A 19620-nucleotide genomic window follows, 5' to 3' on the forward strand; every position below is an offset into this window, starting at 1 on the left:
GTGCCACGGGGTCACACCCGCCGCCGGGCGCGGCGGAGGCAGGAGGCGGCCACCACGAAGGGCCACAGCGACTGGAGCGAGGTCACGACGCGTTCCGCGACGCCGGCGTCACCGTGTCGCCCCATCTCGATCAGGAACCAGACCCCACCGGCGGCCATCAGGGTCGTCACCGCCACCGAGGGCGCGAGACGCAGCGCCCAGGGAGCGGCCGGGCCTCCGTTGACGGCCAGGACCGGCCACACCGCCAGGAGCGTGAACCCGACCACCACCACCGCGCCGTGGTGCAGGGAGCCCCCGCTGCTCGGCGCCGGGAGCGCCACCAGCACCAGCGCGGCGAGTCCGCCGCCGCCGAGCGCGACGCGTCCGGCGGTGGCGGCGGCCCGCAGCCCCCAGGCGGTCAGCAGGTGGCAGACGCCCAGGGCCAGGAAAGCCGCCGTCATCACCCAGAACCCGGCGGCCCCGTAGGACCCGAGAACGCTGATCGTCTGGGTGACGGGGTCGTAGGAAGACCCTTCGTAGTGAGCCGCGCCGGTCCAGCCTGCGATCAGCAGCACGGGTGCGCATCCCGACGACACCAGGACCCATCTGGGGACAAATCGCATCAGGCAACCATAGAGCGCACGCCCGTGTGAAGCCGTGCGCCCGGCGCTCACACGGGCGGGTCGAGTGTGCGGAAGTACGTCCAACTCGTCTCGTTCGGCTCGCTCCAGCACTCCGGTGCCCGCGCGAACCGCGGGTGGTGGTCGGCGATGTAGGCCCGGGTGCGCTCGGGCACCTCGGCGTAGGAACCGAGTTTGCGTCCCCGGCAGTGGAAGGTGAGGCCGCCGGGGTGCCGGCCCCGGGCCATCCACGGGAGCCACGGGGACATCCGGGTCCACGACATGGTCGCCGGAACGCTGGGGGCCGGGCCGGTCAGGTCCGCGCGGTCGGCGAAGAACTGGAAGAGCTCCAGGGCCTTGTACGTGTCGCCGGCCGAGTGGAGGGGGTACTGGGCCACCGGCAGGGGGGAGGGGTAGGCGAGCGGGATCTCCAGGCTGAAGCAGACCTGGGCGCCGAGGTCGGTCGTCGGGACCGGGAAGGGGCGCCACTTCTGGTTCGCCGGGTCGTTCCAGACGTGGATCACCGGCAGGTCCCGCCAGGTCTCCAGGATCTCGCGGGTGACGGGGTCGAGGTAGAAGGCGGCCTCACGGGTGAGCAGTCGGTAGGCGTCCGGGCCGTCGTCGGCGTCCTGGACCAGGCGGGCGACGTTGACGCCCTCGAAGCCGAAGACGTGCTCGTAGGGCTCGTCGGGCGACCAGGCGTACACGTTTCCGGACCACCAGTACGTGACCTCCTCTCCGTCGAGGGAGGCCCGGGTGCGGGCGAGGGAGCGGAGCGACTGCGCGGGTGTCGTCATGGGCAGTACTCTGCGCGACGGCGGGCCGCACCGGGCGGCGAACGACACGTCCCGCCCCGAAACGGCCGGAAGCCTCCGTTCCGGGACAGGACACGTCGCGGTCAGCCGCGAGCCGGTGACGATGCCGGTGCCGGTGCCGGTGCGGGGGTGCGCTGCTCCAGCGGGACGACCGCCGGACCCGCGTCCTGGCCGAGGAAGAAGTGGCGCACCACACGCTCGGCGGCGTGGCCGTCGTCGTACTGGCAGAAGCGGGTGCGGAACGCGGCGCGCAGGGCGGTGGCCTCGGGGCCGCGCCAGCGGCCGCTGCGGAAGGTGTCGACGAGTTCGTCCTCGGTGGTGGCGACCGCCCCCGGGGTGTCGCCGGGCCGGCCGGACAGCAGGTCGAAGGTGACGCCGCGGACCTGGGAGTAGATCTCCCAGTCGTCGGCGTAGATGACGATGGGCCGGTCGAGGTTGGCGTAGTCGAAGGCGAGGGACGAGTAGTCGGCGACGAGCGCGTCCGCCGCCAGGCAGAGGTCCTCGACGCTGGGGTGGCGGGAGACGTCGAGGACGGCGCCCTGATCGGCCAGGCCGCTCAGCTCGGGGCTCCGGTCGTAGAAGTAGTGGGCGCGGACCAGCAGGACGAAGTCGTCGCCCAGGGCCTTGGCCACCCGGGCCAGGTCGAAGGACGGTGTCCAGTCGGTCCGGTAGTCGCGGTGGGTCGGCGCGTACAGCAGGGCGGTCTTGCCCGGGGCTATGCCGAGCCGGGCGCGGACGGCGGCGACGTCCTCGGCGTTCGCGCCGTAGTAGCGGTCGTTGCGCGGATAGCCCGAGTCGAGGGACGCGTAGGAGCCGGGGTAGGCGCGCTCCCACTGGGTGGTGGAGTGCTGGTTGGAGGAGATGCTCAGGTCCCAGCGGTCCACGCGCTCCAGGAGGCGGTCGAAGTCCATGCCCCTGGCGGCCGCGGGATAGGCCTGCTGGTCCAGGCCCATGCGCTTGAGCGGGGTTCCGTGATGGGTCTGGAGGTGGAGCTGGCCGGGCCGCTTGACGATGTGGTCGGGGAAGTTGACGTTGTTCACGAAGTACCGTGCGCGGGCCATCACCTCCCAGTAACGGCGTGAGTCGCGCACGACGTGGTCGATGCCGTCGGGGACCCGGCCGGCCAGGTCCTTGCGCACCACCCAGACGCCGTGCACCTCGGGGGCCAGTTCCCGGGCCTTCTCGAAGACGGCGAGCGGGTTGCAGGACGGCAGCCGGTCCCAGTACGAGGTGTAGACGGCGAGGCCCGGGTCCGGGGAACGCCTGCGCTGGAGGGTGTACAGCCCGGCGTACGCGCGCTTGCCGGCCTTGGTCCTGGCCCTGGCGACCTTGTTCGGCCCCGCCGTCTTGGCGCGCGCGGCGAGTTGGGCGGCCTGGTAGGCGCGGTAGAGCCGTTTGGCCACGGTCCGCATGTACACCCCGGTCGGTCCCTCGGGCAGGATGAAGCCGGCCGGGACGTACCGCGCGTAGAAGTCCGCGGTGCGGTCGAAGAACTCCCTGCGGTCGGCGACTCTCACCCGCTCGGGGCGCTTGAGGGCGAACAGCATGTGGAACACGGCCCGTTCGAAGAACATGGGCGTGGCCCAGGCCAGCTCGGGCCGCTGGGCGAGGAAGGCGAACAGCCCCTCGTACTGCGTGAAGATGTCGAAGTGCTTGCGCCCCGGCGTCTTCGTGATCGCGCCCTGGCGGCGCTGGCGGTACTCGACCCCGACCCGGTTCAGACAGCCGATCCGCTCCGCCGTGACCATCGCCATGTGCGTGACGGGCGCGTCCTCGTACAGGCCGGGTGCGTACTGGAGGCCCTGCCCGACGAAGAACTCGCGGCGGAAGGCCTTGTTCCAGGCGACCAGGAACAGGTGCGCGTACTCGGGCCGGTCCTTGAGGCGGAAGACGTCGGTGCCCGCCCGCTCGATCAGGTCCGCGGCCTGGCTGCGGCCGCCCTTGCCCCACCAGTAGGTGCGCACGTGGTCGAAGACCAGGATGTCCAGGTCCCCGACGGCGTCCAGCCGGGCGGCCAGCGCCTCCAGCAGGCCCGGGGTGTAGGAGTCGTCGCTGTCGAGGAAGAGGACGTAGTCGCCCCGCGCGCGCTCCAGCCCCGCGTTGCGTGCCCGCCCCAGGCCGACGTTCTCCGGCAGGTGCACGGCCCTGACGCGGGCGTCGCGGGCGGCGTACTCGTCGATGATGGCGCCGCAGGAGTCCGGTGAGCGGTCGTCGACGGCGATCACCTCGATGTCCCGGTACGACTGCCCCAGTACCGAGTCCAGACATGCGCGAAGATACCCCTGCACCTTGAACACGGGGACGACAATGCTGAACCGAGGCATGCGGACAACTCCAGGTGAAGCGTGGGTGAACCGTGGTTGGACAGGGAGACCAGCGACACTTGTGAAACGTTGTATACGCGCTGTGAATATCTGGGGAAGGCCGGATCCGGTATCCGCCTCGCACGGGGATCCGGTATCCGCCTCGCACGGAAGCGATGAGTTCGGGCGACACCTCGGGTCCACCCTGTATGACTCGGATCATCGCGGACATCTCGATCTCCCTCGACGGCTGCGTCACCGGGCCCGACCCCTCCCCGGGCAACGGTCTGGGCACCGGCGGCGAGGCGCTGCACACCTGGGCCTTCTCCGAGGACCCGGAGGAGCGCCGGATGGTGCGGGAGTCCACCGCCCGCTCCGGCGCCGTCGTCCTCGGCCGCCGGCTCTTCGACCTGGTCGACGGGCCGGGCGGCTGGGACGACACCGTCGGCTACGGCGCCGCGGAGGTCGGCAAACCCCCGTTCGTGGTCGTGACCGGCTCTCCCCCGGCCTCGGTCCGGCTCACCGGCCTCGACTGGACGTTCGTCACGACCGGTCTGCCCGACGCCGTCGGCGCGGCGCGTGAGCGGGCCGAGGCCGCTTCGGCGGACCGCGGCACGGACCTCGACGTCGTCCTCATGGGCGGCGGCGCCCTGATCGGCTCGGCGCTCGACGCCGGGCTGGTCGACACGCTGTCCCTCCACCTGGCCCCCGTCGTACTGGGCTCCGGAACACCCCTGTTCACCGGCGGCACACCGCGCACCCTGGTCCGAAGGAGCGCGACCGCCACCGCGAACGCCACCCATCTGATCTACGACGTCCTCTGACGCACATCCCATGAACGCCCCCCGGGCGCCGAGCGGTTCGGGGATCATGAGGCATGCGACCGGACGGCTGGCACCTCACCGAAGACCTCGACGACTACCTGGCCCGGGCCTGGGACTTCCTGTGCTCGCGCCCCGCCCCGCACACCACACCCCTGACCGCGATCGAGAAGCTGCGCACGCGCGGCGCGGACGCGTCCGGAACGGGAGTCACCCTCTTCGGGTGGCTGGAGGAGGACGGCGAGGTCCGCGCCGCCTTCCTGCGCCCTCCGACCGGCCGGCTGACCCTCACGGCCCTCTCCCCCGGGCAGGCCGACCGCTTCGCCGGGCACCTGGCCGGCCTCGGCATGCGGCCCTCCGGCGTCCTGTCGGACGAGGAAACCGCCACCGCGTTCGCCGACGCCTGGCGACGGCACACCGGCGCCGCGGCCGTGCGGGGTTGGGGCGCCCGTCTCCACCGGCTCGGCACGCTCACCCCGCCGCAGCCCGTCCCGGCGGGCCGGAGCCGGCCGGTGGGCGAGCGGGAGCACGGACATCTCATGCGCTGGTGCCGCGAGTTCGCCGCGGACGTCGGCGAGGCGGTGACCATCGACGCCGCGTCCTGGGCCGGCACCCGCTTCGCCGAGAAGCGCTACACCTTCTGGGAGACGGAGGACGGCACACCCGTCTCCATGGCGGGCGCGAACCCGCTGGTCGGCGGGCAGGTCCGGATCGATCCCGTCTACACCCCGGCCCGGCAGCGCGGTCGCGGCTACGCGGGCGCCGTGACGGTCGAGGTCAGCCGGGCCGCGCTGGCCGCCGGGGCGAGGGAGGTCGTGCTGTTCACCGACCCCGCCAACCGCACCAGCAATGCCCTGTACCGGCGCATCGGCTACGTACCGCTCGCCGACTTCTGCGCCTACGCGTTCACCCCCGCCGTCCGGCGCCCGTAGACGCCTCGCCGAACCGGGGCGGCCCCCTGCCGGTACGGCCATTGACGGCGGCGGGCGGCGCCCCTACGGTGCCCTCACCGCGCGACCCGCGATCGGTCCCGAGGGCGGCCGGGGGGATGGGGGCAGGGCGATGAAGGCAGTGGTCCAGGAGCGGTTCGGCCCGCCGAAGAGTCTGCGGCTGCGGGACGTCGACCTGCCTCGCCCCGGGGCGGGCCAGGTGCTGGTGCGGGTGCGCGCCGCCGCGGTGAACCCCTACGACTGGCACATGCTGCGCGGAGACCCCTACGCGGCACGGCTGTTGGGAGGCATGGGGCTGACCCGGCCGAAGTCCCGGGTGGCCGGCATCGACGCGGCCGGGGTGGTGGAGCGGGTCGGCGCGGGCGTGCGGGGGTTCGGTCCCGGCGATCCGGTACTGGGCTTCTGCCCGGGTGCCTTCGCCGAGTACGCGTGCGCCTCGGCACCGCTGCTGGTGCCCGTCCCGGCGGACCTGAGCTTCGAGCAGGCCGCGGCACTGCCGATGGGCGCGGTGACCGCCCTGCGCGGCATCCGGACCGTCGGCCGCGTGCGGTCGGGGCAGCGGGTCCTGGTCAATGGCGCGGGCGGCGGGGTGGGCACCTTCGCGGTGCAGATCGCGGCGGTCCTGGGCGCGGAGGTCACCGCCGTGTGCAGCGCCTCCAACGCCGACCTGGTGCGTTCCCTGGGCGCGGCCCACGTCCTGGACTACGCCCGGCAGGACTTCACCGACGGAGGCGAGCGCTACGACGTCGTCCTGGACAACGTGGGCAACCACCCGCCGGGCCGGCTGCGTCGGGCGCTCGCGCCTCGGGGCGTCCTGGTGGCCAACGGCGGCGGCTCCCCGGGCCGCGTGTTCGGGGCGATCGGCGCCATGCTGGGACTGGCGGCGGTCAACGCGGTCACCCGGCGGAGACTGCGTCCGATCCTTCCCGCGACGCCGGACGGACCGGCCCACGAGGACCTGCTCGCCGTCACCGCGCTCGTCGAGGCCGGGCAGCTCGCGCCCGTGGTCGGCCGGACCTTCTCCCTGGCCCGCACGGCGGAGGCGGTACGGCACGTCGAGGAGGGCCATGCCCGCGGCAAGACCGTGATCACCGTGTCCTGAGCGTCCCGCGAGGACGGTCGCCCTACCCGCGGCTCAGCCGAAGCCCGTGCGCGGGGCCGTCACCTCGACGGTGTCCCTCACCAGGGCCAGCGCCGCACCCACCGGGCTCGACCGGCCGCCGCTCACCGTCACGTCACCGGCGTCCGGACAGCCGAACACCACGGCCTTCTCGGGCCCGGTCAGCGCGTGCAGCGGGTCCCCCGGCTCCGTCTCCTCCAGCCGGACGCGCACGATGCCGGGCTCGGCCAGCGACGCACCGGCGACCGCCCGCAGCCGACGGGACCGGGACGCGGCGTCCAGCGCCCGGGCGGCGGTGCTCCCGTCGACGGGCTGTGCCCGCACGCGCACCTCGGCCGGGTCCCAGCCCCAGGCCAGCGCGGCCAGCAGCCGCACCTTGGTGGCCGCGTCCTCGCCCGACAGGTCAGCCGAGGGGTCCGCCTCCGCGATCCCCCTCAGCCGCGCCGCGCGGATCGCGTCGTTCAGCGTGTCGCCGTCGGCGAGGCGGTCGAGGACGAAGGTGACGGTGCCGTTGGGGCAGGCGCGGATCGTCCGGCAGTCCAGGCCGCGCAGGGAGGTCCGCGACAGGTCGCCCGCCGGGAGGGCCGCCCCGGTGGCCCCGGAGATCCTGATCATGCTGCCGCCCGCCCGGGCCGCCGCGTCGAGTTCACGCCAGTGCGTGAGCAGGTGGCTCTTGGTGGCCGTGACCACGTGGATGCCCCGGCGCAGCGCGGTCACCGCCTCCAGCGCGGCGCGTTCCCGCAGTCCGGGCGAGGACGGGACGGCCTGGACGAACACCCGCGCGCCGGTACGGTCGAAGGTCTCGTCCAGCGGCCTCGGAGGCCCCCACTTCGAGCGCGGCGGCAGCGGCCCGTCCCCTCCCGGCGCGCACTGGGCGTCGCTCGCGCGTACGGCGGCCACCCGTGGCCGAACGCCGTGACGGCGGGCGAGCGTTTCGCCGTCCCGGGCCAGCCGGTCGACGAAGGCCTGGCCGACCGGGCCGTACCCGGCGAGGACCACCTCGGTCCGTGTCGCTTCCGTCGCTGCGCCCATGGACCCGGGATCCTCTCACATCACCGTCCGTGCCGCGGACGTCGGTGAGGGAGCGCAGCCGCCCCTTGCGGGGGGAATCGGCGCCGGGCGCTTCGGGGCTCGGGCATGGGGAGCCTTCCCGGGGTGCGGGGAGGGGTGGGGGGAGGTGCGGGGTGCCGCCGCCGGGCAGGCCCTCCACGGTCGGCCAGTCGTACACCGTCAGGCGGGACACGCCGACCGCCGCCGGGAAGCCGTCGTACGTCGGGAAACCGTCGTACGTCGGGAAACCGTCGTACGTCGGGAAACCGTCGTGCGTCGGCCTCACCACGCGAGTCCCGCCAGGTGCGCGGCGACCCGGGCGCGGTCCCAGGCGCCGTCGGCGACGACCACGCGGTAGGTCCGGGAGAGGGTTTCGCCGGGCGGCAGGACCAGTTCCTCGTGGAAGGCCCAGGAGGGTGCGACCGCGGCGAAGGGGTCGCTGCGCACGAACCAGTGCGCCGGGTGGGTGCCCTTCTCGCCCAGGTGGTCGTTGGACGCGGCGTGTTCGAAGACCAGCGTGGCGTGGCCGTCCCGTCCGTCGTGTTCTCCGACGTAGGCCAGCCAGGGGGCCTGGGAGCCCATCGGGTCGGCCGCGGAGGACTCGCCGGATTCGGCGGATTCGGCGGATCCGGCGGATCCGGCGGATCCGGCGAGTTGGGGGGACACGGCGGTGAAGACCCGGCCGCCGCGGAAGGCGCGGGGGCCGCGCCAGAACAGTCCGGTGTATCCGGCAACGGGGCGTCCGTGGGTGGTGGGGCTGCCGAACCGCAGTGGTTCGCCGCGCCGGTTGGTCACGGCCGAGGTCCAGAGGAGGGTCCAGCTGCCGGTGTCGGGGTCGACGTCGCGGACCTCGATGCGGCGTTCCTCCTCGGCCCACAGCTCGCCGCCGTGCGGGTGCCAGGTCAGCCGCTCCGCGATGACGGCGCGGTCCCCCTCGGCGCCGACCTCCTCGAAGGCCACGTGGGCCATGGAGCCGACCCGCTCCGGCAGCGCGAGGTAACCCTCGCCGTGCACATAGGTGTTGCCGCCCCACAGGTTCTGTCCGGACAGGTGGGAGGCGGTCAGCTGGAGCCCTTTGTGCCAGCGGTGGTCGTTGGGCCGGTAGTCCGTGACGAGTCCGCCGGACAGGGTCCTGACCGGGTGGAGGTACGGCTTGGGCGCCTCCCAGTCGGCCTCGGGGCGGTACACGTAGGAGAACAGCTCGGTTCCGGCCGCCCCGTGGGCCACGGTGACGCGGTCTCCGTGGACGTGGGTCAGTGAGAGCGTCATGCGTGGTCCTCTTCCTCGCGGGTGGCGGCCGGTACCCAGCCCGGGGCTCCGCCGTGCAGTCGGGTGTGGTACGGGTCGCCGGGGCCGATGTCGCCCGCGCGTACGGTCGCGCCGGTGAACGCGGACTTGTACAGGGCGGTGATGAGCTCCATGGTCCGCCGCGCGCCCGCACCGCTGGTCGAGTGGCGGCTGCCGTTTCTGATGTCGTCGACCAGGACGCGCAGTTGGGCCTGGTGGGAGCTCGCCTCGTCGGTGCCGAAGTCGCGCCGGGCAGCGGCGGTCTCCTCGGGGACGCCGGGCGCCTGGGTGATGCGCCAGTCCGCGTTGCGGTAGCCGTACAGGTGGGTCAGCTCGACCGTGGCCGGTTCGCAGTCGATGCGGATCCGGCGCACCTCGTCCGGGCTCAACCACCAGCGGCCGGCCCGGGGCGCCGCCGCACAGCAGCGCGCGGACGTGCCGGGCGCCGGATCCGAAGGCGGTGCTGGAAGACGACGGAGACGTACGGACCCGCCCCACCGCCCTGCTCGGCCGCCTCGACGGCGTCGTGGTCGGCCGATGAGGGGCAGGGCGGCTTCTCGCACCACACCCAGGCCCCGGCGGTGAGCGCGGCCACCGCCTGCTCACGGTGCACGGCGGGCGGTGTGCACGGCGGGCGGTGTGCACAGCACCACGAGGGCGGGGCGTGCCTCGGCCGGCATCGCGCCGAGGTCGGTGGACGCCTGGGGGATCCCGAACTCGTCGGCGAAGCGCGCACCGCCGGTTCGTCCACGTCGACCGCGGCGACGACCTCCACCTCGCCCTCGGCAGCCATTTTGCTCAGCGCGGGCAGGTGACTGGACCGGGCGATGGACCCCGTGCCGACCACTGCTGTGCGCAGCGGCGCGTTCGGTACGTGCGAAGACATGCGGACCCTCTCGTGAGCCGGACGGGGGCGGTTGGGCGCTGCGCGGCACGCGGGGGTGGGAGTGCCCGGGCAGGCGGAGGACGTCGGCGCCGCCTCGCAGCAACCGCTTGCTATCGTGGTGATCCAACGTTGTAACCGCCGTGCGTCCGCAAGGTCAACCCTCTGTCCGCAAAAGACTCGGCGCCCGGATCACGTACTGCCCGAGGCGGCACGCGGGGGGCATAACCTGCGGAAACTCCGGCAAGGGGGCGGGCCGTGGACGAGCTGGGCTACCGGCCGAACCCTCGGTGCGCAGGCCGCGTACGGGGCGCAGCGGCCTGCTCGCCCTCGTCGTCCCGGAGTCGGCGACGTCGTACTTCGCCGAACTCGCCTTCCCGCTGGTGCTGCTCGGCGGGCGCGCCTACGAACGCAACGGTGTCGTCGCCGACCACGTGCTGATCGACAACCTGGCGGCGACCCGTGACCTCACCGCCCACCTCATCGGCCTGGGACGTACCCGGATCGCCGCGATCGGCGTGGACGGCGCCCAGGAGGCGCTGTACAGCACCCCCTCCCTGACGGCCCTGGTCCCCGACAGGGAGGCCATCGCCTCACTCGCCGTGAAGTGCCTGGCGGCCCGGATACGGTCGCGCCCACCCCTGCCGTTCGCGGTGCACGTGGCGCCGCACTGGCTGGAGGAGCGGGAGTCCACCACGGGCGGGAGACGCCGGGCGGAGGTCGGAGGTACGAGGGGCAGCGGCGAGGGCAAGGACGGCTGCCCCCGCTGGGGAGCGAGCACGTTCGTCCGGCCACTGAAATCCATGATCATCGCTCCTAGGCTCGCCGCCATGGACATCCCGAGACGCCTCATCGAACTCCAGCGAGCCGTCGACGCGGCGGACAACCGCTACCGCGACAACTCCGGCGAGAACGCCACGGTCGCCCTCGCGGTCTGGTCGGACGCGACCGCAGCCCTCGTCGAGGGCATCACCGCCTACGCCGAGGAACAGGGCGTGCCGCGCCAGGAGGTGGAGCGGGCCCTGGAGCGAGCGATGCGGCCACGGCACCTCCAGGAGGACTGAGGCCACGAAGGCCCCGGCCCGCCACGCGAAGGCCCCAGACCCTCGACGCGAAGACGCCCGACCCTCGACGCGAAGGCCCGCGAACCGCGAACCGCGGACCTGTTGACAGGGTTGGCTAATGACACTAGCTTTTAGCTAACTTCATTAGCCGCATCTGGGGGTTGCCATGACCGAGTACCTTGCCGTCGACGGAGGAACGATCGCCTACGAGGTGACGGGTTCGGGCCCGCTGATCGTGCTCGCGCACGGCATGGGCGACAGCCGTCACGCCTACCGCGCGGTGGTCCCCCACCTGGTGACGGCCGGATACCGGGTCGCCGCGGTCGACCTGCGCGGCTGCGGCGAGTCCAGCGTCGACTGGCCCGCCTGGAGCCGCACCGACATCGCCGGCGACCTGCTCGCCCTGATCCGCCATCTCGGTGGCCCGGCCGTACTCGTCGGCCACTCGGTCTCCGGCGGCGCGGCCACCATCGCGGCGGCGCGGGAGCCCTCGCTCGTCACCGCGCTGGTCGAACTGGCGCCGTTCACCCGCAAGCAGTCGGTCCGGCTCGGCGACCTGCGGGTGCGACGGTTCAGGCGCGGCATGGTGCGGCTGCTCGGCGCGGGGCTCTTCGGCAGTGTGCGGCTGTGGCGCTCGTACCTCGACGTCGCCAACCCCGGGGTGAGACCGGCCGACTGGGCCGAGCGACTGGGCCGCTTCGACGCCTCGCTGCGCGAGCCGGGCCGGATGAAGGCCATGCAGGCCATGGGCCGCAGTGCTCCGACCGACGCGGGCGCCCGGCTCGGCGACGTGCGCTGCCCGGTCCTGGTGGTGATGGGCACGCTCGACCCCGACTGGGCCGACCCGCACGCCGAGGGCTCGGCCGTGGTCGGCGCGCTGCCGTCCGGCCTCGGCCGCCTGGAGATGATCGAGGGCGCCGGCCATTACCCGCACGACCAGTTCCCCGACCAGGTGGTGGAGCTCCTGCTCGCCTTCCTGCGCTCGGACGCCGTCCGTGCCTAGGGCGGGCCTGGACCGGGCGGCCGTGGTCGGCGCGGGTGCGGCCCTCGCCGACGAAGTGGGCCTCACCGGACTGACGATGGGGCTGCTGGCCGACCGGCTCGGGGTGCGCACCCCGTCCCTGTACAAGCACGTGGCGGGCCAGGACGACCTGATCCGGGGAATCGCGGCGCTGGCCCTCCACGAGACCGCCGAAGCCGTCGGCGGCGCGGTGCAGGGACGGGCGGGCAGCGACGCCCTGGCAGCCGCGGCACGCGCCTTCCGCGCCTTCGTCGTGGAGCACCCGGGCCGGTACGCCGCGACGATCGGCCAGGAACCCTCCGGCCCGGAGGACCCCCTGGCCGAGGCGGGAGAGCGGCTGCTCGGCGCGTTCACCGCCGTCCTGCGCGGCTACGAGATCGACGGCCCTGCCGTGAACCACGCCCTGCGCATGCTGCGCAGTCTCTGCCACGGCTTCGCCACCCTGGAGGCGGCCCACGCCTTCCAGTGGAGCACGGACATCGACCAGAGCTTCGAATGGCTGGTCGCCTTCGCCGACCGGGGCCTGCGTGCCATGTGAGGTCGCACCGGGCAGGACAGGGGACCCCGTCCGCTCACGCCACGTCCGGCTCCGCAGCGCCGCACGGTGCCCCCGCGCGTCGTCGGCCGCGCCAAACTTCCAGCCCCGGAACCCGGTTGCATCCGCCGTGCATCCCCGCGACGGGCCGGTGTCGCCCTTGCGACATGTCCCACCTGTGCCACCGGAATCGCATGACACCCCGTGTTCGGCAAGCTCATCCTGGCCAACGCAGGACTTGCACCACACGCATGGGAAGGCAGCGCACTGATGAGACGGATCCGCCTGTTGGCCGCGATATCGGCCGGTCTGGCGCTGGCCGCCGGAGCCGTGGCCCCCGTACCCGCGCTGGCGGGCACCCCGCGCCAGGACGCCGCCGCGACCCCCTCGGACCGCGCCACCGCGACGGTCAAGCTGATCACCGGTGACAGCGTGACCGTCACCCGTGGCGCGGACGGCCGCCAGGCGGCATCCGTCACACCGGGGCCCGGGAGGAGGGGCGTCCTCTTCCGGACCTTGGAAGACGACGGTCATGTGACGGTCCTTCCGTCCGACGCCGACACCCTGGTGGCAGCCGGACGCCTGGACCGGGCCCTGTTCGACGTGACGGCGCTCCTCGCGCAGCGGTACGACACCGCGCACACCGACGCGCTGCCCCTCATCGTGGAGCGGGCCGAGGGCGTGGCGGCCTCCTCCGTGGACTCCCTGACCGACCTGGCGCGGGACGCCTCGGTCCGCGAACTCGACAGCATCGACGCGCGTGCGGTGCGAATCGGCGAGGCGGACCTCGGGCGGTTCTGGAAGCGGCTCGTCCCGGCCGGCGGACAGCGCGCCAAGGCCGCGGCCACCACCCCGCGGGTGTGGCTGGACGGCCGGGTGGGCGCCTCCCTGGACCGCAGTACGGCCCAGATCGGTGCGCCGGAGGTGTGGTCGGCCGGCTACCGGGGCGAGGGCGTCAAGGTCGCCGTGCTGGACACCGGTGCCGACCAGAGCCATCCCGACCTCGTCGGCCGGGTCGCCGAGGCCAAGGACTTCTCCGGCAGCTCCGGCACCGGGGACGTCTTCGGGCACGGCACGCACGTCGCCTCCATCGTGGGCGGCAGCGGTGCCGCCTCCGGCGGGAGCCGTCGGGGTGTCGCGCCCGCCGCGCAGTTGCTGATCGGCAAGGTGCTCGGCGACGACGGCTTCGGCAGCGAGTCGCAGGTGATCGCGGGCATGGAGTGGGCCGCGGACCAGGGCGCCGACGTCGTCAACATGAGCCTCGGCTCCTCGGAAGCCACCGACGGCACCGACCCCATGAGCCAGGCGGTCAACGACCTCAGCCGCAGCACCGGCACGCTCTTCGTCGTCGCGGCCGGCAACGAGGGCGAGCAGGGCTCCCGCACCGTCGGCTCCCCCGGCGCCGCGGACGCCGCCCTGACCGTCGGGGCCGTCGACCGGGACGACTCGCTCGCCCCGTTCTCCAGCCGCGGCCCGCGGCTCGGTGACGACGCGGTGAAGCCGGACGTCACGGCGCCGGGCGTCGGCATCGTCGCGGCACGCGCCGCCGGGACGGCCATGGGTGACCCGGTCGACGAGCACTACACCGCCGCCTCGGGCACCTCGATGGCGACCCCCCACGTGGCGGGCGCCGCCGCGCTGCTCGCCCAGCGCCATCCCGACTGGACCGGCGCGCAGTTGAAGGACGCGCTGATCAGCACCGCGGTCACGATGGACGGCCAGAAGGTCACCGAACAGGGCGGCGGACGGATCGACGTGCGGGCCGCGGGCCTGGGCGCGGTGAGCGCCACCGGCACCCTCGTCATGGGCCCGTTCACCTCGCAGGACACCGAACCCGTGAAGTCCGTGGTCCGGTACACCAACTCCTCGGACCGGGACGTCACGCTCTCGCTCGCCGTCGAGCTGGCCACCGATGGGGGCAAGGCGCCCGCCGAGGGATCGGCGCGGCTCGGTTCCGACACCGTGCGCGTGCCCGCCGGCTCCTCGGCCGAGGTGCCGCTGACCGTCGATCCCGCCCGGGCCGGGCAGGGCAAGTACTACGGCTACGTCACGGCGCGGACCGCCGACGGCTCGGTGGCCGCGCACACCACCCTGAGCCTGGTGGTGCACGGACCCACGCACCGCATCACCGTGCGGACGATCGACAAGGACGGCAAGCAGGTAGAGGGCCTGCCCACCATCTGGGGGGCGGAGGGCTTCGTCGGCTACACCGACCCCGCCGCCGCCGTCGCCGAGGTCGAGGAGGGCGTCTACCAGCTCAGCACCAGCTCGACCACCTCGGCCGCGGACGGCGAGGAGCTGCGTGAGGTGGTGCAGCCCGAGGTGAAGGTCACCAAGGACATGACCGTCACCCTGGACGCCCGCAAGACGGTCCCCGTGGAGATCCGCACGCCCCGGCCCGCCGAGCAGCGCGGAATCCTGAGCTACCAGACCTACCGTGAGATCGGGGGCCGCAGCCTGACGCAGGGCACGATGTACTTCGACATCGCCAAGCGGCTCTACATCAGTCCGACGGCCAAGGTCACCGAGGGTGCCTTCGAGTTCGCCTCCCGCTGGCAGCTCGTCGCCCCGCTCATCGAGGCGAAGGTGTCCCGCACCGGACTCGACCTGGGCGCCTACTACATGCCCGCCTCGCCGCTCTTCCCCGAGCGCGGCGCGACCCTGACCGCTGTCGATGCGGGCGACGCGGCGAACCCGGACTTCCGTCACGCCCGCGGCAGGGCCGCGGTGGTGGACAACCCGACGGGCGCGGGTGAACAGGCCCTCGTCGAACGGGCGGCCGCGGCCGGGGCCCGCGCGGTGATCCTCGTCCACTTCGACGACACCGGCTGGACCCGCTGGCAGCCGACGGGCGAGCGCAACGCGCTGCCCACCCTGCGGATCGGCAAGGGCGCGGGCGCGGAACTGCTCGCGCGCATCGCCCGCGGCTCGACCTCGGTGAAGTTCTCCGGCACCGCGCGCAGCCCGTACCTGTACGACGTGATGCAGGTCTCCGAGCAGCAGGTGCCCCAACGGGTCGTGCACACGGTGTCCGAGCGCAACAGCGCGGTTGTCCGCACCACGTACGCCGACAACGGTGTCACGGGGTGGGCGAGCGAGCAGCGCTTCGGCTGGCGGCCCTACCAGAAGACCGCCTGGCTGCAGTACACCCGGTTCGTGCCGCTCGGTTTCGAGCGCACCGAGTACGTGAGCGCGGGCGACACCACCTGGCAGCACCTGGTGCACCACACCACGACCCGCGACGTGGACCTGCCGCTCGCCTCCGGCATGCGTGACGATCCGCGCACCTACCGGGCCGGGGCACAGCCCCGGGAGACCTGGCAGGGTGCGGTCGTCCGGCCGTCGATCCCGGCCGGCACCGCGACGCCGACCGTGCGGGACGGCAACGTGCTGCGGCTGAGGATCCCGGAGTTCACGGACTCGCAGGCCGGGCACTGGGCTCCGGCCTCCGAGGGGGACGGCGGTTTCGGCACCTCCGGCACGGTCCCCGACGGTGATGCCTCGAGCGCCGTGCTGTACCGGGACGGCAAGCGGGTCGACGAGGTCGGGAGCGCCTGGCAGGACGTACCCGTTCCCGCCGAACGGGCCGACTACCGCCTGGACATGGAGACCTCGCGCGGTTCCGAGGACTGGACGAAGGGCGTGGCCACCCGTACGTCCTGGTCGTTCGCGTCGGGCCACACGGACGCCGCCACCCCGCTGTCCCTGCTCCAACTGGACTACGACGTACCGGTCGACATCCGCAATTCCGTGCGCGGCACCCGGCCGCACGGCGTCGACGTACGGGTCCGCGTCCAGGAGGGGCTGCCCGTACCGCGCGGCGTGAGCCTGCGGGTCGAGGCCTCCTACGACGACGGGCGCACCTGGTCGACCGCGCGGACCGAGGCGCACGGGCACAACGCCTTCCGGGCCTCGATCACACCGCCCGCCCACCGGGACTCCTGGGTCACCCTCCGTGTCACGGCGCGCGACGCGGCCGGCGACTCGGTACGGCAGACGGTGCAACGCGCCTACGCGGTACGCCGGTAGCGGCCCGTCCGGCACGGGGTGTACGGCGGCGACGCCGGACACCCCCGCCGCGCCCTCCCCACCTGTGCAGTACGGTATTCAACCGTCACGGCCCAGGATCCGGGGAGGGCGTTCGTGGTGCTGGAGATCGCGGGGCTGTCCCCCGACGAGGAGTCGGTGTACGCACTGCTCGTGTCCTTCGGCCGGGCAGGCGCCGCCGACCTGGCGGAGCGCGACGGTCTGACCGCCGAGCGGGTGGCCGGCGTGCTGGAGTCGCTCGCCGCTAAGGGGCTCGCCAGCCCCACCGACGGCACGCCCCGGCTCTACCAGGCGGCGCCGCCCGACGTCGCCCTGCTGCCCCGGCTCAAACGCAGCGCGGAGGCCCTCGACCTGGCCCAGCACGAGGCGGCCCGGCTGATCGAGTCCTACCGGGACACCATGCGCAGGCGGGACGCGGGGCATCTGCTCCAGGTGATCACCGGTGCCGAGGCGCTGCGCCAGCACCTGCGGCAGATCCAGGACGCCGTGCGCGAGGAGATGCTCTGGTTCTGCAAGGCCCAGTACGTGGCCATGCCCTCGGGGAGCAACACCGAGGAGTACGAGGCGCTGGCCCGCGGCGTGCGCTACCGGGTGCTGTACGAGAAGGCGTTCTTCGACGACGAGGGGGCGGTCGACAACGTCGTGGCGGGGGTGCGGGCCGGTGAGGTCGCCCGCGCCGTACCGCATCTGCCGCTGCGCCTGGCGATCGCGGACCGCGCGGTGGCCGTCTTCCCCCTCGTCGCCGGAGGGCCGCACGGCAGTCCGGAGGAACCGACGACGGCACTGGTCAGGGACAGCAATCTGCTGGCGGCCCTGACGGCGCTGTTCGAGCGGTACTGGGAGGACGCCGTCCCCCTGGACGTCGACGACACGGGCGAACTGTCGGGGGCGGACGGTCCCGCGGCGCCCGACGCCCTGGCTCCCACCGACCGCAGGCTGCTGTCCCTGCTGGTGGCGGGAGTCGCCGACAAGGCGATCGCCTCCCAGATGCAGTTGAGCCGCCGGACGGTCCAGCGCCGCATCCAGAGCATGATGGAGCGCGCCAACGCGGCGACCCGTATGCAGCTCGCGTGGCAGGCGGCGCGGCGGGGATGGCTGTGAGCGGCTCGGAGCGCCATGGAAGCGGCTTAGTAATGAACATCGTTTTCATGTAGTGTCGGGGTCCCGAGCCCGGCTCCGTCGCGCCCCGAGCGCGCGGGTCGGCCTGCCGTCTGCCGAAAGGACCCTCACCATGGCCGTTCCCAAGCGCAGGATGTCCCGCAGCAACACCCGCCACCGCCGGGCCCGGTGGAAGGCGACCGCCCCGAACCTGGTGCCCGTGACGGTGGACGGGGTGACCCTGCGGGTCCCCCGGCACCTGGTGCCCGCGTACCGGCGCGGGCTCCTGCGCCCGGAGGACTGACCCGCCCTCCCCCGCGCGGGTGTCCCGGCGTCAGGGCTGTGCGGGCACCGGGGTCTCCGGGTCGAGTGCCAGGGCGGCGAAGGTCGCCAGCCAGTGGTCGGTGGTGAAGTCACCGCGCTCCACCGCCGGCAGGCCCGCCGCGAGATGCGCCCGGGCCGCCTTATCCAGGCGGGTGCGGACCGGCCCCTCGGGCAGGGCGTCGGCCAGGGAGCGCAGCGCGGCGGCCCTGCTGAGCGCCAGGCCGAGCAGATGGCCGATCTGCGGGTCGGCGTGGTCGGAGACGACCGGCACCTCCAGCAGGGCGCAGGGGGCACCGGTCCCGAGCGCGGGCAGGAAGCGGTCGAGCCACCGCGCGAGCCGCTGCGGCGCGAGGACCCTGCGCATCGCGTCGGCCTCGGTGAGCGCCGGGGACAGGAAGTCCTGTCCCGACGGTTCCCAGTGCGCGGGCGCGTCGTGGTCGTCGGCGAACCAGCTCAGCAGGCGTTCCCGTACGGCCCCGTCGGTCGCGGGCGACAGTTCCCCCGAGTCGAGGGCGAGGCCCAGGGCGAAGGCGCTGTTGGGGTGGTTGCCGTGGCGCACGGGATAGGTGGCCTTGGGCAGCCACTGGGCCAGCAGCCGGTCGACGGCGTCCACGGCCGGCTTCAGTGCCCCGGCCCAGCGCTCGCCCTCCGCGCCCCCGTGCGCCCGGCACTCGGCGGCAAGCAGGAGCAGCCACGCCCAGCCGTAGGGGCGCTCGAAGGAGGGGCGGTCGCGCAGGTAGGCGGCCTCGGTGGCGAGGTTGTCGGGGGTGAGGTGCCGGTCGAGCGCGGCGACGGCCGCCTCGGTGTCCGGCAGTGCGGGGGTGCCGCCGTGGCGGCGGAGCAGGCGGACGAGCAGCCAGTGCATGTGCACCGAGGAGTGCCAGTCGTAGGCACCGTAGAAGGCGGGGTGCAACGAGCGGGGTGCGAGGTGCTCGTCGGCGGAGGTGATCAGGTGGGCGGGGAAGTTGGGGTGTTCGCGGGTGATGTTCGCCAGGGCGAGCTCGGCGAAGGGGGTCGCGTGGGCGCTGAGCGGCATCAGTGGGTGGCTCCTTCGGTGACCTTGAGGTCCTGCTCGGCGGGAGTGCGGGCGGCGGTGGCCAGCAGGGCGCGCAGGCCGTGGGCGACGGTGGCGGGCGGGAGGGCGGGCGCGGTGCCGTCGGGCACCTGTTCCGGAGCCCAGGGCACGTGCGCGAACCCGCCGCGTATGTGCGGGAACTCGGTGGCGATGAGGTGGCCGAGACCGTAGGCCACGTGGTTGCAGACGAAGGTGCCGGCCGTGTTGGAGACGGCCGCCGGGACCCCGGCCTCGCGCATCGCGGCGACGCACGCCTTGACGGGGAGGGTGGAGAAGTAGGCGGCGGGGCCGCCCGGGACCACCGGTTCGTCGATGGGCTGCGCGCCGGCGTTGTCGGGGATGCGCGCGTCGTCGACGTTGATGCCGACCCGCTCGACGGTGACGCCCGGGCGTCCGCCCGCCTGCCCCAGGCAGAGCACCAGGTCGGGGGCTTCGGCCCGGACGGCGTCGCGCAGGGCGTCGAGGGCATCGCCGAAGACGCAGGGCAGTTCGGCCGCGGTGACGGTGAGCCCGGCGGGCGGTTCGGCGGCCACCAGGGAGGCCGCCTGCCAGGACGGGTTCACGCGCTCCCCGCCGAAGGGGGCGAAGCCGGTGATGAGGACACGGGTCATGGGCGTTCCTTGCCGTG

General features: G+C 73.6%; 18 protein-coding genes. 9 read left to right on the forward strand and 9 right to left on the reverse strand.

What is annotated here, in order from left to right:
• Nucleotides 1-11: 11 nt before the first annotated feature.
• The 3 genes from IE94_RS0113910 to IE94_RS0113920 all read right to left on the reverse strand — a co-directional run bounded on the left by IE94_RS0113910 (nucleotide 12) and on the right by IE94_RS0113920 (nucleotide 3738).
• On the reverse strand, nucleotides 12-602 hold the full coding sequence (locus IE94_RS0113910; RefSeq protein WP_030183191.1) for a DUF998 domain-containing protein: 591 nt from the start codon (nucleotides 600-602) through the stop codon (nucleotides 12-14).
• Between the two features lie 47 nt (nucleotides 603-649).
• Entirely contained in the window at nucleotides 650-1396 is a 747-nt protein-coding gene (locus tag IE94_RS0113915) for a DUF1838 family protein (protein WP_030183194.1), read from the reverse strand.
• A gap of 101 nt (nucleotides 1397-1497) precedes the next feature.
• Complete coding sequence (locus IE94_RS0113920) at nucleotides 1498-3738, reverse strand: bifunctional glycosyltransferase/CDP-glycerol:glycerophosphate glycerophosphotransferase (RefSeq protein WP_030183197.1); 2241 nt, start codon at nucleotides 3736-3738, stop codon at nucleotides 1498-1500.
• Nucleotides 3739-3926: 188 nt separating this feature from the next.
• Between IE94_RS0113920 and IE94_RS0113925 the strand changes: the two genes are divergently transcribed.
• From IE94_RS0113925 to IE94_RS0113935, 3 genes are all read left to right on the forward strand, one after another.
• Nucleotides 3927-4541, forward strand: a complete 615-nt coding sequence (locus tag IE94_RS0113925) for a dihydrofolate reductase family protein (RefSeq protein WP_030183200.1) — start codon at nucleotides 3927-3929, stop codon at nucleotides 4539-4541.
• 53 nt (nucleotides 4542-4594) lie between these two features.
• Nucleotides 4595-5470 (forward strand): GNAT family N-acetyltransferase, encoded by an 876-nt coding sequence (locus tag IE94_RS0113930; protein ID WP_030183203.1) that lies wholly within the window; start codon nucleotides 4595-4597, stop codon nucleotides 5468-5470.
• A gap of 130 nt (nucleotides 5471-5600) precedes the next feature.
• Nucleotides 5601-6590: an NAD(P)-dependent alcohol dehydrogenase gene (locus IE94_RS0113935; RefSeq protein WP_030183206.1), complete on the forward strand. Its 990-nt coding sequence runs from the start codon at nucleotides 5601-5603 to the stop codon at nucleotides 6588-6590.
• Nucleotides 6591-6623: 33 nt separating this feature from the next.
• Here IE94_RS0113935 and IE94_RS0113940 read toward each other — a convergent pair whose 3' ends face one another.
• From IE94_RS0113940 to IE94_RS38020, 4 genes are all read right to left on the reverse strand, one after another.
• The gene (locus IE94_RS0113940; RefSeq protein WP_030183208.1) at nucleotides 6624-7640 is read right to left on the reverse strand and encodes a hypothetical protein; all 1017 of its coding nucleotides are present in this window, start codon (nucleotides 7638-7640) and stop codon (nucleotides 6624-6626) included.
• 300 nt (nucleotides 7641-7940) lie between these two features.
• Nucleotides 7941-8927: a DUF6807 domain-containing protein gene (locus IE94_RS0113945; RefSeq protein WP_030183209.1), complete on the reverse strand. Its 987-nt coding sequence runs from the start codon at nucleotides 8925-8927 to the stop codon at nucleotides 7941-7943.
• A complete protein-coding gene (locus IE94_RS38015) occupies nucleotides 8924-9334 on the reverse strand; it encodes a hypothetical protein (protein ID WP_157849356.1) in 411 nt (136 codons plus the stop codon). Before IE94_RS38015 ends, IE94_RS0113945 begins: the two co-directional genes overlap by 4 nt.
• Nucleotides 9331-9831, reverse strand: a complete 501-nt coding sequence (locus tag IE94_RS38020) for a Gfo/Idh/MocA family oxidoreductase (protein ID WP_078606483.1) — start codon at nucleotides 9829-9831, stop codon at nucleotides 9331-9333. Before IE94_RS38020 ends, IE94_RS38015 begins: the two co-directional genes overlap by 4 nt.
• 287 nt (nucleotides 9832-10118) lie before the next feature.
• On the opposite strand from IE94_RS38020, the gene IE94_RS41730 reads away from it, so the two are divergent.
• From IE94_RS41730 to rpmF, 6 genes are all read left to right on the forward strand, one after another.
• Entirely contained in the window at nucleotides 10119-10892 is a 774-nt protein-coding gene (locus IE94_RS41730; protein ID WP_167343958.1) for a type 1 periplasmic-binding domain-containing protein, read from the forward strand.
• Nucleotides 10893-11058: 166 nt separating this feature from the next.
• On the forward strand, nucleotides 11059-11895 hold the full coding sequence (locus IE94_RS0113960; RefSeq protein ID WP_030183214.1) for an alpha/beta fold hydrolase: 837 nt from the start codon (nucleotides 11059-11061) through the stop codon (nucleotides 11893-11895).
• A 22-nt stretch (nucleotides 11896-11917) separates the two neighbouring features.
• Complete coding sequence (locus tag IE94_RS0113965; protein ID WP_030183217.1) at nucleotides 11918-12451, forward strand: TetR/AcrR family transcriptional regulator; 534 nt, start codon at nucleotides 11918-11920, stop codon at nucleotides 12449-12451.
• A 267-nt stretch (nucleotides 12452-12718) separates the two neighbouring features.
• Nucleotides 12719-16477 (forward strand): S8 family serine peptidase, encoded by a 3759-nt coding sequence (locus IE94_RS0113970; RefSeq protein WP_030183221.1) that lies wholly within the window; start codon nucleotides 12719-12721, stop codon nucleotides 16475-16477.
• A gap of 114 nt (nucleotides 16478-16591) precedes the next feature.
• Nucleotides 16592-17596, forward strand: coding sequence for a helix-turn-helix transcriptional regulator (locus IE94_RS0113975; RefSeq protein WP_030183224.1), 1005 nt, complete (start codon nucleotides 16592-16594; stop codon nucleotides 17594-17596).
• 130 nt (nucleotides 17597-17726) lie between these two features.
• A complete protein-coding gene (gene rpmF, locus IE94_RS0113980; protein ID WP_030183229.1) occupies nucleotides 17727-17897 on the forward strand; it encodes a 50S ribosomal protein L32 in 171 nt (56 codons plus the stop codon).
• Nucleotides 17898-17927: 30 nt separating this feature from the next.
• Here the strand turns inward: rpmF and IE94_RS0113985 are convergent, their stop codons facing one another.
• On the reverse strand, nucleotides 17928-18953 hold the full coding sequence (locus IE94_RS0113985) for a DUF2891 domain-containing protein (protein ID WP_030183231.1): 1026 nt from the start codon (nucleotides 18951-18953) through the stop codon (nucleotides 17928-17930).
• Nucleotides 18953-19603, reverse strand: coding sequence for a pyroglutamyl-peptidase I (gene pcp / locus IE94_RS0113990; protein ID WP_030183234.1), 651 nt, complete (start codon nucleotides 19601-19603; stop codon nucleotides 18953-18955). Before pcp ends, IE94_RS0113985 begins: the two co-directional genes overlap by 1 nt.
• Between the last annotated feature and the right edge of the window lie 17 nt (nucleotides 19604-19620).

The organism is Streptomyces violaceorubidus, from assembly GCF_000717995.1.
GTDB lineage: Bacteria > Actinomycetota > Actinomycetes > Streptomycetales > Streptomycetaceae > Streptomyces > Streptomyces violaceorubidus.

Coding starts and splice junctions, on each gene's coding strand:
- IE94_RS0113910 (WP_030183191.1), bottom strand. CDS start 602: ATGCGATTTGTCCCCAGATGGGTCCTGGTGTCGTCGGGATGCGCACCC.
- IE94_RS0113915 (WP_030183194.1), bottom strand. CDS start 1,396: ATGACGACACCCGCGCAGTCGCTCCGCTCCCTCGCCCGCACCCGGGCC.
- IE94_RS0113920 (WP_030183197.1), bottom strand. CDS start 3,738: ATGCCTCGGTTCAGCATTGTCGTCCCCGTGTTCAAGGTGCAGGGGTAT.
- IE94_RS0113925 (WP_030183200.1), top strand. CDS start 3,927: ATGACTCGGATCATCGCGGACATCTCGATCTCCCTCGACGGCTGCGTC.
- IE94_RS0113930 (WP_030183203.1), top strand. CDS start 4,595: ATGCGACCGGACGGCTGGCACCTCACCGAAGACCTCGACGACTACCTG.
- IE94_RS0113935 (WP_030183206.1), top strand. CDS start 5,601: ATGAAGGCAGTGGTCCAGGAGCGGTTCGGCCCGCCGAAGAGTCTGCGG.
- IE94_RS0113940 (WP_030183208.1), bottom strand. CDS start 7,640: ATGGGCGCAGCGACGGAAGCGACACGGACCGAGGTGGTCCTCGCCGGG.
- IE94_RS0113945 (WP_030183209.1), bottom strand. CDS start 8,927: ATGACGCTCTCACTGACCCACGTCCACGGAGACCGCGTCACCGTGGCC.
- IE94_RS38020 (WP_078606483.1), bottom strand. CDS start 9,831: ATGTCTTCGCACGTACCGAACGCGCCGCTGCGCACAGCAGTGGTCGGC.
- IE94_RS0113960 (WP_030183214.1), top strand. CDS start 11,059: ATGACCGAGTACCTTGCCGTCGACGGAGGAACGATCGCCTACGAGGTG.
- IE94_RS0113970 (WP_030183221.1), top strand. CDS start 12,719: ATGAGACGGATCCGCCTGTTGGCCGCGATATCGGCCGGTCTGGCGCTG.
- rpmF (WP_030183229.1), top strand. CDS start 17,727: ATGGCCGTTCCCAAGCGCAGGATGTCCCGCAGCAACACCCGCCACCGC.
- IE94_RS0113985 (WP_030183231.1), bottom strand. CDS start 18,953: ATGCCGCTCAGCGCCCACGCGACCCCCTTCGCCGAGCTCGCCCTGGCG.
- pcp (WP_030183234.1), bottom strand. CDS start 19,603: ATGACCCGTGTCCTCATCACCGGCTTCGCCCCCTTCGGCGGGGAGCGC.